General features: G+C 71.4%; 12 protein-coding genes and 1 pseudogene. 6 read left to right on the forward strand and 7 right to left on the reverse strand.

Annotated features, from left to right (window positions below):
* Window positions 1-108: 108 nt before the first annotated feature.
* The gene (locus QF030_RS16365) at window positions 109-1506 is read right to left on the reverse strand and encodes an APC family permease (protein ID WP_307163415.1); all 1398 of its coding nucleotides are present in this window, start codon (window positions 1504-1506) and stop codon (window positions 109-111) included.
* Between the two features lie 527 nt (window positions 1507-2033).
* Between QF030_RS16365 and QF030_RS16370 the strand changes: the two genes are divergently transcribed.
* Complete coding sequence (locus QF030_RS16370; protein WP_307163416.1) at window positions 2034-2210, forward strand: hypothetical protein; 177 nt, start codon at window positions 2034-2036, stop codon at window positions 2208-2210.
* Between the two features lie 48 nt (window positions 2211-2258).
* On the opposite strand, the gene mmsA is transcribed toward QF030_RS16370, so the two are convergent.
* Genes mmsA through iolC form a run of 5 tightly spaced genes read right to left on the reverse strand, consistent with a single transcriptional unit; the run spans window position 2259 to window position 8340 of the window.
* Window positions 2259-3761, reverse strand: coding sequence for a CoA-acylating methylmalonate-semialdehyde dehydrogenase (mmsA, locus tag QF030_RS16375; RefSeq protein ID WP_307163417.1), 1503 nt, complete (start codon window positions 3759-3761; stop codon window positions 2259-2261).
* 14 nt (window positions 3762-3775) lie between these two features.
* Window positions 3776-5668 carry a 3D-(3,5/4)-trihydroxycyclohexane-1,2-dione acylhydrolase (decyclizing) gene (iolD, locus tag QF030_RS16380; protein WP_307163418.1) on the reverse strand — a complete coding sequence of 631 codons (1893 nt, stop codon included), beginning with the start codon at window positions 5666-5668 and terminating at the stop codon, window positions 3776-3778.
* Window positions 5665-6501: a 5-deoxy-glucuronate isomerase gene (iolB, locus tag QF030_RS16385; protein WP_307163419.1), complete on the reverse strand. Its 837-nt coding sequence runs from the start codon at window positions 6499-6501 to the stop codon at window positions 5665-5667. Before iolB ends, iolD begins: the two co-directional genes overlap by 4 nt.
* A 7-nt stretch (window positions 6502-6508) precedes the next feature.
* Window positions 6509-7393, reverse strand: a complete 885-nt coding sequence (locus tag QF030_RS16390; RefSeq protein WP_307163420.1) for a Cgl0159 family (beta/alpha)8-fold protein — start codon at window positions 7391-7393, stop codon at window positions 6509-6511.
* A complete protein-coding gene (iolC, locus tag QF030_RS16395; protein ID WP_307163421.1) occupies window positions 7390-8340 on the reverse strand; it encodes a 5-dehydro-2-deoxygluconokinase in 951 nt (316 codons plus the stop codon). Before iolC ends, QF030_RS16390 begins: the two co-directional genes overlap by 4 nt.
* A 186-nt stretch (window positions 8341-8526) precedes the next feature.
* Between iolC and QF030_RS16400 the strand changes: the two genes are divergently transcribed.
* The 3 genes from QF030_RS16400 (at window position 8527) to QF030_RS16410 (ending at window position 10888) form a co-directional block, all read left to right on the forward strand.
* Window positions 8527-9453 (forward strand): sugar phosphate isomerase/epimerase family protein, encoded by a 927-nt coding sequence (locus QF030_RS16400; RefSeq protein ID WP_307163422.1) that lies wholly within the window; start codon window positions 8527-8529, stop codon window positions 9451-9453.
* A gap of 614 nt (window positions 9454-10067) precedes the next feature.
* Complete coding sequence (locus tag QF030_RS16405) at window positions 10068-10268, forward strand: helix-turn-helix transcriptional regulator (protein ID WP_171397394.1); 201 nt, start codon at window positions 10068-10070, stop codon at window positions 10266-10268.
* 56 nt (window positions 10269-10324) lie between these two features.
* Window positions 10325-10888 (forward strand): GNAT family N-acetyltransferase, encoded by a 564-nt coding sequence (locus QF030_RS16410; protein WP_373428770.1) that lies wholly within the window; start codon window positions 10325-10327, stop codon window positions 10886-10888.
* Here the strand turns inward: QF030_RS16410 and QF030_RS16415 are convergent.
* Window positions 10869-11912, reverse strand: coding sequence for a zinc-dependent alcohol dehydrogenase family protein (locus QF030_RS16415; protein WP_307163424.1), 1044 nt, complete (start codon window positions 11910-11912; stop codon window positions 10869-10871). The genes QF030_RS16410 and QF030_RS16415 overlap by 20 nt on opposite strands.
* A gap of 101 nt (window positions 11913-12013) precedes the next feature.
* Here QF030_RS16415 and QF030_RS16420 point away from each other — a divergent pair.
* Both QF030_RS16420 and QF030_RS16425 read left to right on the forward strand, forming a co-directional pair.
* A pseudogene (locus tag QF030_RS16420) lies at window positions 12014-12265 on the forward strand (hypothetical protein); the annotation flags it as partial.
* Window positions 12266-12337: 72 nt separating this feature from the next.
* Window positions 12338-12577 carry a heavy-metal-associated domain-containing protein gene (locus QF030_RS16425; protein ID WP_307163425.1) on the forward strand — a complete coding sequence of 80 codons (240 nt, stop codon included), beginning with the start codon at window positions 12338-12340 and terminating at the stop codon, window positions 12575-12577.
* Window positions 12578-12651 lie beyond the last annotated feature (74 nt).

Consider the following 12651-nt stretch of genomic DNA (forward strand, 5'->3'; position numbering starts at 1 on the left):
TCAACCGTACGGGGTCGAACTGTCGTCGAGTTGTCGACCGTAGACCGAACCCGGCACCATCCCGGCGGCGTACGGCGGGGAGCCGGCGTACACCGGTCGCGGTACGCGTCAGGTCCGCGCGTCCTCCGGGATCGACACCAGCCAGCGGGTGTCGCGGCGGGGGCGCAGATAGAAAGCCCAGTAGAGGGTGGCGGCGGCGGTGATGCCGCCGGTCCACACGAGGTAGGTCGTCTCCTGCTGGGTGAGGATGTAGCCGAGGACGACGATCAGCAGGCCCGGCAGCACCGGCCACAGGGGCATGCGCCAGGCGTGGGCGTGCCGGTGGTGGCCGCGCCGGGAGAGCAGGGCGGCCACCGCGACGAGCAGGTACATGCCGGTCACGGAGACGCCGGTGACGCCGTACAGGGTGTCCAGGTTCACGAAGCAGAGCAGCGCGCCCGGGATGCCGACGGCGAGGGTGGCGACCCAGGGGGAGCCGAAGCGGCCGAGCTTGGAGAAGACGTCGTTGACGGGCTGCGGCCAGGCCTTGTCGCGGGCGGAGGCGAACAGGACGCGGGAGTTCTGGATGACCATCACGATGCCGGCGTTGATGATCGCGAGCGCCACGCAGAGGCTGACGAAGGTGCCGACAGCCGAGTTGGACCAGGCGGTGACCATGGCGCTGATGTCGCCGCCGGTGAGCTCGCTGAGGTCAGAGGCGCCGAAGGTGATGGCGACGACCGGGACCAGGATGATCACGGAGGAGATGGCGAGGGTGGCGAGGACCGTGCGGGCCACGTTGCGGCGCGGGTTCTCCAGTTCCTCGGAGAGGTAGACGGCGGTCGAGAAGCCCTGGGTGACGAAGAGGGCGATGGCGAGGCCGGAGACGACCAGCATGGCGGTGACGGTGTCGGTGTGGCCGCCGCCGCCGGCGACCTGCATCGAGACGAGGCTGCCCGCGCCGCGGTGGCCGTGGGCGAAGCCCAGCACCGCGACGACGGCCGCCGCGATGACCTCCAGGACCAGGAAGACGCCGGTGATCCAGGCGTTGGCGCGCAGGTCGAGCAGGCCCGCGAGGGTGGCGAGCAGCATGACGGCGGCGCCGGCGAAGGAGGGGTCGAGATGGACGATCGGAGCCAGGTAGTCGGCCGTGCCCATCGCGATCACCGGCGGGACGATCATGACGACGAGCAGGGAGAGCACGAAGACCAGCCATCCGGCGAGCCGGCCGGCCAGCGTGGAGACGATGGCGTACTCGCCGCCCGCGCTGGGGATGAGCGTGCCCAGCTCCGAGTAACAGAACGCCACGGCGATACAGAGCAGCGAGCCGATCGCGATCGTGAGGGCGGTCGCGGTGCCGAGCGAGCCGAAGAGATCCGGGACGACGACGAAGAGGGTGGAGGCGGGGGTGACGCAGGAGAGGGTGAGGAGGGTGCCGCCGACGACTCCGATGGAGCGCTTGAGCTTCTGGGGACTGTCGGGGGCCTGGGGAAGGGCGGTCTCGACAGGGGGGAGCGTGTCGGTCATGCGGCTATTCCGATCGACTCGTGCGGCGGGGTGAGGGCGGGAGCGCTATCGCCTCCGGCGGCTTTGGTCGTACGTCGTTCGTCCGCTCCCGGCGGCTGCATGGAATCCCGACGGAAACCGGTGCGTCAATAGGTGTTCACCTACGGAATCCGTTGCGACGAGCGGCCTTGAGGCACGGATATGGCAGTTCCGTCGGACAGTTCCGCCTCCTTGGGGCGTGCGGGAACCGCAGGGCGGACGGCAAAAAAGTGGGGCGACGTTCGGCATACGGACGCGTCAGTGTGTCCCGCCAGGGTTCTGGGATCGCAGAGGAAGCACAGGGGTGGGGACGAACGCAGCCGAGACACAGTGCCGCCGCCTGGGCGGGGGCCGCGATGGTGGCGCTCGTGGCGACCGCGGGATGCGGCGCGAAGGCGGCCGAGGGGGCCGGCGAGAAGGCTGCCGGGTCGTGGACCGCAGCGAGGCGATCCCGGCCGCGCTGACGCGGGCGGACGACCGGGCCGATCAGATCGTCCGCGCAGGTCGGGATGACCACTGATCGGGCATGCGCGGCGCCCCGATCGCGAGGGACGGAACGTGCTCCTGGGGCGACGGGTACGCCTACGACGGAGAAGTTCGGCGCGACGACCGAGCTGAAGGCCCCGCCGGCCGCGCAGACCGGCGACCTCACCGAGGCGATCAAGGACGCCGGCGCCGCACAGTGACACGAACGCGCCCTGTCCCCTCGCGAGGGGACAGGGCGCGTCGGGGCCTCAGTGGTTGCGGGGGAAGCCCAGGTCCACGCCGCCGGGACCGTCGGCCGGGTCCGGCCAGCGGGTCGTGACGACCTTGCCGCGGGTGTAGAAGTGGGTGCCGTCGTTGCCGTAGATGTGGTGGTCGCCGAAGAGCGAGTCCTTCCAGCCGCCGAAGCTGTGGTAGCCGACGGGGACCGGGATCGGGACGTTCACGCCGACCATGCCGGCCTCGATCTCCAGCTGGAAGCGACGGGCCGCGCCGCCGTCCCGGGTGAAGATCGCCGTGCCGTTGCCGAACGGGGAGCCGTTGATGAGGGCCACACCCTCGTCGTAGGTGTCCACGCGGAGCACGCACAGGACCGGGCCGAAGATCTCGTCCTGGTAGGCCTTCGCGGTCGTCGGGACCTTGTCGAGGAGCGAGATGCCGATCCAGTGACCGTCCTCGAAGCCCTCGACCGTGTAGCCGGAGCCGTCCAGGACGACCTCGGCGCCCTCGGCCGCCGCGCCCGTGACGTAGGACGCCACCTTGTCGCGGTGCACCTTCGTGATGAGCGGACCCATCTCTGAGGTGGGGTCGTTGCCGGGACCGATCTTGATCTTCTCGGCGCGCTCGCGGATCTTCTGCACCAGCTCGTCGCCGATCGCGCCGACGGCCACCACCGCGGAGATCGCCATGCAGCGCTCGCCCGCGGAGCCGTAGGCCGCCGAGACGGCCGCGTCCGCCGCCGCGTCGAGGTCGGCGTCCGGCAGCACCAGCATGTGGTTCTTCGCGCCGCCCAGCGCCTGGACGCGCTTGCCGTTCGCCGAGGCGGTGGTGTGGATGTAGCGGGCGATCGGGGTCGAGCCGACGAACGACACGGCCTTGACGTCCGGGTGCTCCAGGAGACGGTCCACCGCGACCTTGTCGCCGTGGACGACGTTGAAGACGCCGTCCGGGAGGCCGGCCTCAGCCAGCAGCTCGGCGAGCTTCAGGGCAGCCGACGGGTCCTTCTCGCTCGGCTTCAGCACGAAGGTGTTGCCGGTCGCGATCGCGATCGGGAACATCCACATCGGGACCATCGCCGGGAAGTTGAACGGTGTGATGCCCGCGACGACGCCCAGCGGCTGGCGGATGGACGAGACGTCCACCCGGCTGGCCACCTCGGTCGACAGCTCGCCCTTCAGCTGCACGGTGATGCCGCACGCCAGGTCCACGATCTCCAGACCGCGCGCGACCTCGCCCAGCGCGTCACTGTGCACCTTGCCGTGCTCGGCGGTGATCAGCTCGGCGATCTCGTCCCGGTGCGCGTCGAGCAGCGCCCGGAACTTGAACAGGATCGTGGTGCGCTTGGCGAGGGACGACGTGCCCCAGGTGGCATAGGCGTCCTTGGCGGCGGCGACCGCCGCGTCGACCTCGTCGACGGTCGCGAACGCGACCTTCGTGGTGACGGCGCCGGTCGCCGGGTCGGTGACCGGCCCGTACGTACCCGACGCGCCTTCGACGGTCTTGCCGCCGATCCAGTGGTTGACGATCTTCGTCATGACCGAGTACTCCTTCACAGATGGCGGCGTCGGGTAGAGACGTGCCGTTCGTACAGCTCACGTGCCTTCACCGCGGACGGTCGGGTCGCGGTCTCGGCCACAGGTACATCCCACCAGGCCTGCGCGGGCGGCGGGCCCGACACAGTGTCGGCCGTTTCCGTCTCGACGTAGACACATGTGGGAGTGTCGGCGCGGCGCGCCTCGGCGAGGGCCTCGCGCAGTTCGCGGACGGTCTTCGCGCGCAGCACGCGCATGCCGAGGCTGGCCACGTTGGCGGCCAGGTCGACGGGCAGCGGGGCCCCGGTGAAGGTGCCGTCCTGCGAGGTGAAGCGGTACGCCGTGCCGAACCGCTCGCCGCCCACCGACTCCGAGAGACCGCCGATCGAGGCGTAGCCGTGGTTCTGCACGAGCAGGATCTTGATCGCGATCCCCTCCTGCACGGCCGTCACGATCTCCGTCGGCATCATCAGGTAGGTGCCGTCGCCGACCAGCGCCCAGACGTTGCGCTCCGGAGCGGCCAGCTTCACGCCGATCGCGGCCGGGATCTCGTACCCCATGCAGGAGTAGCCGTACTCCAGGTGGTACTGGTCCCGGGACCGGGCGCGCCACAGTTTGTGCAGGTCACCGGGGAGTGAACCGGCCGCGTTGATGATCACGTCGGACTCGTCGGCGAGGGCGTCCAGGGCGCCGAGCACCTGCGGCTGCGTGGGCCGTACGTCCGGTTCCTCGGCCTCGTAGCAGGCGTCGACGCGCTGCTCCCAGCGCTCCTTGTCCTCGGAGTACTCGGTGACATAGGCGTCCGTGACCCGGTGGGCGTGTGTCCGCAGGGCCGCGGTCAGCTCGCCCAGGCCGCTGCGGGCGTCCGCGACGAGCGGCAGACCGGCGAGCTTGTGGCCGTCGTAGGGCGCGATGTTGAGGTTGAGGAAGCGGACGCCGTCGGCCGCGAACAGGGTGTTCGAGGCGGTCGTGAAGTCGGTGTACCGGGTGCCCACGCCGATCACCAGGTCCGCCGTGCGGGCCAGTTCGTCCGCCGTCGCCGTGCCCGTGTGGCCCACGCCGCCCACGTCCTGGGGGTGGTCGTAGCGCAGCGAGCCCTTGCCGGCCTGGGTGGAGGCGACCGGGATGCCGGTGGCCTCGGCGAACTCCGCAAGGGCCTCTTCGGCGCGGCTGTGGTGGACTCCGCCGCCGGCGACGATCAGCGGGCGGCGGGCGGCACGGATCGCGCGGACCGCCTCCGCGAGCTCGGCCGGGTCGGCGCCCGGACGGCGGACGGCCCAGGTCCGCTCGGCGAAGAACTCGTCGGGCCAGTCGTAGGCCTCGGCCTGGACGTCCTGGGGCAGCGCGAGGGTGACGGCGCCCGTCTCCACCGGGTCGGTGAGGACGCGCATCGCCTGGAGGGCCGCCGGGATGAGGGCCTCGGGGCGGGTGACGCGGTCGAAGTACCTCGACACCGGGCGCAGCGTGTCGTTGACCGACACGTCGCCCGCGTAGGGGACCTCGAGCTGCTGGAGCACCGGGTCGGCGACGCGGGTCGCGAAGATGTCGCCGGGCAGCAGCAGGACCGGGAGGTGGTTGACGGTCGCCAGGGCGGCGCCGGTGACCAGGTTGGTCGCGCCGGGGCCGATCGACGTCGTCACCGCGTGGGTGGACAGCCGGTTCGACTGGCGGGCGTAGCCGACGGCCGCGTGGACCATCGACTGCTCGTTGCGTCCCTGGTGGAACGGCATGTCGTCGCCGTACTCGACCAGCGCCTGGCCGAGGCCCGCGACGTTGCCGTGGCCGAAGATGCCCCAGGTCGCGCCGATCAGCCGCTGCCGTACGCCGTCGCGCTCGGTGTACTGGGCGGCGAGGAAGCGGACGAGCGCCTGGGCGACCGTCAGTCTCGTCGTCGAGGTCTGCGCCGTCATCGGTAACCCCCTGTGCTCTCTACGTGGTCCGGGTGGAAGCAGATCCGCCACTCCCGTGTCTCGCCCGGCCCCGCCATGACGTTCAGGTAGTACATGGCGTGGCCGGGCTGGGCGACGGCCGGGCCGTGCCAGCCGTCGGGGACGAGTACGGCGTCGCCGGAGCGGACCTCGGCGAGGACGTCGGATCCGCCTTCGCGTGAAGGGGATACGCGCTGGTACCCGAATCCGTTCGGGCCGTCGATCTCGAAGTAGTAGATCTCCTCGAGTTCGGCCTCCTCGCCCGGCCGGTGCTCGTCGTGCTTGTGCGGCGGATAGGAGGACCAGTTGCCGCCGGGGGTGATCACCTCGACGGCGATCAGCTTGTCGCAGTCGAAGGCGTCGGCGGAGGCGAAGTTGCGCACCAGCCGTGCGCAGTTGCCGCTGCCGCGCTCTTCGACGGGGACCTCCGGCGCGGGGCCGTAGCGGGCGGGGAGTTGTCGCTCGCACTTCGCTCCTGCCAGGGCGAAGCGGCCTCCCGCGCCGGAGGCGATCTGGACCCGGGCGTCACGGGGAACGTACGCGAAGTCGGTTACCGACGCGAAAACGCTGTCCCTGCCCAGGAGTTGGAACTCTTCACCGGCCGTTTGCACGGTACATCCGCCTTCCAGCGGAAGCACGATCCACTCACTGTCACCCGTGGTGAAGTGGTGGGTGCCGCCCGGCGCCAGCTCGACGATCCGCAGACCGCAGTAGCCCCAGCCGGCTCGCTCCGGGTCGATGTCGAGCGTGTAGTCGGCGCCGGTGGTGGTGCCGTGCGGGATGTACAGGTCGTGGTGCGGCTCTGTGTGCGTCATGCGGCCCTCACAGCAGTCCTACGGCGGTGTCCACGGCGGCGGCGACATCCCCGTCCGCCGGGTAGAGCAGCGAACGGCCGACCACCAGGCCCCGCACGGTGGGGAGTTGCAGTGCTCCGCGCCACTTCTCGTACGCGCCGTCCTGATCGTCGCCGACCTCGCCGCCCAGCAGGACGGCGGGCAGCGTGGACGTCTGCATGACCTCGGCCATGTCGTCGGGGTTGTCGGTGACCGGGATCTTCAGCCAGGTGTAGGCGGAGGTGCCGCCCAGACCCGAGGCGATGGCGATCGACCTGGTGACGGCCTCGGCGGAGAGATCGTTGCGCACCTTGCCGTCGGGGGTGCGGCGGCTGATGAACGGCTCGACGAAGAGGGGGAGCCGGCGGGCGGCCATGTCGTCGATGGCACGGGCCGTGGACTCCAGGGTGGTGAGCGAACCCGGGTCGTCGTAGTCGATGCGCACGAGCAGCTTGCCCGCGTCGAAGCCCATCCGCTCGATGTCCTCCGGGCGGTGACCGGTGAAGCGGTCGTCGAGCTCGAAGACGGAGCCCTGGAGGCCGCCGCGGTTCAGCGAGCCCATGACGACCTTGCCGTCGAGGGCGCCGAGGAGGAGGAGGTCGTCCAGGATGTCGGCGGTCGCGAGGACGCCGTCGACGCCGGGCCGGGAGAGGGCCAGGCACAGACGCTCGAGCAGACCGGCCCGGTTGGCCATGGCGAGCTTGTCGCCGCCGACGCCGAGCGCGCCACGGGCCGGGTGGTCGGCGGCGACGATCATCAGGCGGCCGGAGTCGCCCACCAGCGGTCTGCGCGGGCGTCGGGCGGCCGCCTCGGCGATCGCCTCGGGGTACTGCGTGCGCAGGCGGACCAGTTCGGAGATGTCGACGGTCGTCACAGGACGGCACCCGCATTGAGCGCCGCTTCCACTTCGTCCGGCGTCGGCATCGCGGAGGAGCACTCCAGCCGGGAGGCGACGATGGCGCCCGCGGCGTTGGCATGACGCATGATCTTCTCCAGGTCCCAGCCCGCGAGCAGACCGTGACAGAGGGAGCCGCCGAAGGCGTCACCGGCCCCGAGGCCGTTCAGGACGTTCACCGGCAGCGGCGGGACCTCGGCGGACTCGCCCTTGCTGTTGACGGCCAGGACGCCCTTGGGGCCCTGCTTGACCACCGCGAGTTCGACGCCGGCGTCCAGCAGTGCCTGCGCCGCCGCCCGGGGCTCGCGCACTCCGGTGGCGACCTCCACCTCGTCCAGGTTGCCCACGGCGACGGTGGCGTGCTTGAGGGCCTCGACGTAGAACGGGCGGGCGGTGTCGGGGTGGCTCCAGAACATCGGGCGCCAGTCGAGGTCGAAGACCGTGGTGCCGGCCCTGGCCCGGTGGGCCAGGGCGGCGAGGGTCGCCGTACGGCTGGGCTCCTCGCTCAGGCCGGTGCCGGTGACCCAGAAGATGCGGGTCTCGCGGACGGCGTCGAGGTCGAGTTCGTGGGCGTCGATCTCCAGGTCCGGCGCCTTGGGCTGCCGGTAGAAGTACAGCGGGAAGTCGTCCGGCGGGAAGACCTCGCAGAAGGTGACGGGCGTCGGCAGGCCGGGCACGGGGGTGACCCAGCGGTCGTCGACCCCGAAGCCGCGCAGCGCCTCGTGCAGGTAGGTGCCGAAAGGGTCGTCACCGGTGCGGGAGATCACCGCCGTGTCCCGGCCGAGGCGGGCGGCGGCGACCGCGACGTTGGTCGCCGATCCCCCCAGGAACTTCCCGAAGGACGTGACCTGCGGGAGTGGGACGCCCGTCTGGAGCGGATAGAGGTCCACCCCGATCCGCCCCATGGTGATCAGGTCGTACGCCATCGAGTTCCCTTCACATCGGCTCGTTCATCGAGTCGGCCCGAGACGCCGCTCGTGGACGTCCCGGCAGGCGCCCCGTATCGGCTCTCACGGCTTTGTAGCCCCGCACGGCGGGCCCTGTCAATGTTTTGTCCAGACATTCGGACCAGGCCTTGACACCCTCTTCGGTGAGACAGCACGCTGACGCCCATGACGTCGTTGTCACCTCAGTCACCAGTTTCCGGTGTTTCCCGCATCCGTGTCGGATCCGCCCCCGACAGCTGGGGCGTCTGGTTCCCGGACGATCCCGCCCAGGTGCCCTGGCAGCGCTTCCTCGACGAGGTCGCGCAGTCCGGCTACGAATGGATCGAGCTCGGCCCCTACGGGTATCTGCCGACCGATCCGGTTCTCCTCACCGAGGAGACGTCGAAGCGCGGCCTGAAGGTGTCGGCGGGCACGGTCTTCACCGGCCTGCACCACGGTGAGGCCGTCTGGGAGAAGACCTGGGCGCACGTCGCGGACAACGCGGTGCTCGCCCAGGCGATGGGCGCGAAGCATCTGGTCGTCATCCCGTCGTTCTGGCGGGACGACAAGAGCGGGGAGGTACTGGAGCCGGACACCCTCACCCCCGAGCAGTGGCGCAACCTGACCTCGCTGACCGAGCGGCTCGGCAAGGAGGTGCGGGAGCGGTACGGCCTCCAGATCGTGGTCCACCCGCACGCCGACACCCACATCGACAGCGAGGAGAACGTCGTCCGCTTCCTGGACGGCACCGACTCCGACCTGGTGTCGCTGTGCCTGGACACCGGGCACTACGCGTACTGCGGCGGCGACAGCGTCAAGCTGATCGAGACGTACGGCGAGCGGATCGGGTACCTGCACCTCAAGCAGGTCGACCCGGAGATCCTGGCGGACGTGCGGGCCAACCAGGTGCCGTTCGGGCCGGCCGTGGCGCGGGGCGTGATGTGCGAGCCGCCGACCGGGGTGCCGGCGCTGGGGCCCGTGCTGGAGGCGGCGCAGAAGCTGGACGTCGATCTGTTCGCGATCGTCGAACAGGACATGTATCCGTGCGAGCCGGACGCGCCGTTGCCCATCGCGCAGCGGACGCGGGCGTTTCTGAGGTCGTGCGGGGCCTAGCCGCTCCTTCGTCCGGCGGTGGTGGCCGGCCGGTCGCGCAGTTCCCCGCGCCCCCGGGTGGGCTGCGGTCACCGCTTCCGGCGTGCGCACCCATGACGGCGAGCGCGGTACGCACCCGGTCCGGACCAGGGCCGGCACAGGCCGGAGGTCCGCCGGTCGATCCGGCGATCTCCGGCCGCTCCGGGCCTTGCAGCACCTCGACCGCTCAGAGCGCTCCGGATGCTGCGGGCGCTCCCGATGCCGCTGGGGCGTCCGGCACTTCGGGGGCTTCGGGCGTTCTGGTCGTTGCGGGGGACGGCGGGGAGCGGGAACCGGTCGGGCCGCTCGGCGCGGGCCCGGCTCGCCGTCCGTCGGCGGCCTCGGGGCGTTTGTCAACGCGCCCCTCCCATGAGCCCCGCAGCCTCCTTTGCTTCACCTGTGTCACAAACTCCCCTTTTCTGTCACGCATGTCGCGCGTACGCGGGTCTTGCGTCACACGCCGTCAACAGCCACACCCGCACAGTCACCGACCGTCGTTCACCGGGCACAGGCTTGGTGATCGCCAGCGCAGCGCCGGGCTTCCCCCGGGCGGCCTCCCGGCCGCCGACCCCCGCGCGCGCAGGGAGGTGCAACTCATGACCGACCGAAGGCTCTGGTCGTACAAGGAGATCGCGGCGCACATCAAGGTGCAGCCGGACACCGTACGGTCCTACCGCAAGCACGGACTGCTGCCCCAGCCCGATCATGTCGAGGGCGGCAAGCCCTTCTGGTACGTGGACACCGTGCGGGCCTGGGTCGCCTCCCGGCCGGGCAACCGGGGACGCGCTCTGGACTGACCCGGTGGGAAGAAAACCAGCTGTGCCCCGCGGACGCGTGGGGCACAGTGCTGCGGGTGGACTTCTCCGTCAAACCCGTGCTCTCCGGCCCGAAGACGGTGCTGCGGCCCTTCACCGAGGCCGACGCCGACACCATGTGGGAGATCATCGGCGACCCCGAGGTCGTCCGCTTCACCTTCCCGCCGGACAGCGACCTCACCCGGGAGCGGGTGCGTGCCTGGTACGGCTCCCGTGCCGAGCAGCCCGACCGGTTGGACCTGGCCGTCACCGACCGCGACACCGGCGAGCTCGTCGGCGAGGTCGTGCTGCACGAGTGGGACCCGGACGCCCGCAGCTGCACTTTCCGCACGCTGATCGGCCCCCGGGGCCGCGACCGCGGGCTCGGTACGGAGGCGACCCGGCTCATCGTCGGCCACGGCTTCGAGCAACTGGGCCTGCACCGCGTCCAGTTGGAGCTCTACGGCGACAACGAGCGGGCCCGGCGCGTCTACGAGAAGGCCGGGTTCGTGGTCGAGGGGGTGCGGCGGGAGGCCGCGCTGCGCAACGGCGTCCGGGTGGACGAGGTGCTCATGGCGATCCTGGACCGGGAGTGGGCCGCGTTCAGGCCCACGGGTCGATGACCGTCACCCCCGCGCCCGGTGCGCCGCCCAGGGCGGACAGGGCGGCCGGGGTCTCGTCCAGCGTGATCGTCGACGTCACGAGCAGATCGGGGCGCAAGACGCCTGTCCGGACGAGTTCCAGCATCCGCGGGTAGGTGTGCGCGGCCATGCCGTGACTGCCCAGGATCTCCAGTTCCAGGGCGATGGCGCGGGCCAGCGGGACAGGGGTCGTACCGTCCGCCGAGGGCAGCAGGCCGACCTGGATGTGCCGGCCCCGGCGGCGCAGCCCGTTCACCGAGGCGGCGCAGGTGGCGGGGGACCCGAGCGCGTCGAGGGAGAGATGGGCGCCGCCCCCGGACAGCTCACGGACCGCCTCCGCCGTGTCCGGCACGCTCCGCGCGTCCACGCACTCCGCCGCGCCGAACCTCCGCGCAAGCTCCAGGGCCTTCGGGGAGACGTCCACCGCCACCACCCGTGCCCCGCTCGCCGCCGCGATCATCACGGCCGAGAGACCCACGCCCCCGCAGCCGTGCACCGCCACCCACTCCCCCGCCGCGACCCGGCCCTGCTGCACCACCGCCCGGAACGCGGTGGCGAACCGGCAGCCGAGGGAGGCCGCGGTGGCGTACGACAGGCCGTCGGGGATCGCGACCAGGTTCACGTCGGCGTGGTCCAGGGCCACGTACTGGGCGAAGGAGCCCCAGTGCGTGAAGCCGGGCTGGGTCTGCCGCTCGCACACCTGGTGGTCGCCGGCGGCGCAGGACGGACAGCTGCCGCAGCCGCAGACGAAGGGCACGGTGACCCGGTCGCCCGGCCGCCACTTGGTGACCAGGGCACCGGCCTCCTGTACGACGCCGGCGAGTTCGTGCCCGGGCACGTGCGGCAGGCCGATGTCCGGGTCGTGGCCCATCCAGCCGTGCCAGTCGCTGCGGCACAGGCCGGTGGCCTCGACGCGCACGGTCACTCCGTGAGGGGCGGGCCGGGGGTCGGCCAGCTCCCGTACCTCGGCCGGCTCCCCGTACCGCTCGAACACCACAGCCCGCATACCCGCTCCGTCCGTCGTCCAGGGTCGTCGATCAGGGTCACCCCGGAGATCTCCGCGAAGGCTAGACGGTGAGGCCTGACGGTCCGGGCTCAGCCGGGCGCCTGGGCCTGCACAAGGCAGGCCTGGAACTGGTCCTGGCCCACGAGGGCGCCGAGCGCGACGCGTACGTGCAGGAGCCGAAGGACGTACTGATCCGCTCTCCGGAGCCGCTGGTGGGCGACCGCCTCCGCTCGGCCGAGGACAGCGGCGCCGGAGCCGCTGGGGCCCGGCGATGGGGGTACCCGCCACCCGGCCGGAAGCATCCGCACCGCCGGCCGCGTGGCGGGGCGGTTCCTTTGATTCATACCCCCTAGGGGTATAGTGTCGGTTGACGGGAGACCTCTCGCGGCCCCGCCCGCCCCACCTGCCTCCACGAGGAGAACGACATGACCGCTCAAACCGACACCCCGGGCTCCGTCACCACCGTCTACAAGGTGAGCGGCATGAGCTGCGGCCACTGCGAGGGCGCCGTCTCCGGCGAGCTCTCCGAGCTCGCCGGTGTCACCTCGGTGAAGGCCGTCGCCTCGACCGGTGAGGTCACGGTCGTCTCCACCGCCGTGCTCGACACGGAAGCCGTGCGCTCCGCCGTCGACGAGGCGGGCTTCGAGCTGGTCGGCCAGGCCTGAGGCGCCCGCGCCCGCGCACCTCTGCTCGACACCCCGCCTCGACACCCCCTCCTCCACCCACCGGGCCGTGCCGA

This window comes from Streptomyces rishiriensis (assembly GCF_030815485.1).
In the GTDB taxonomy this organism is placed as follows: domain Bacteria; phylum Actinomycetota; class Actinomycetes; order Streptomycetales; family Streptomycetaceae; genus Streptomyces; species Streptomyces rishiriensis_A.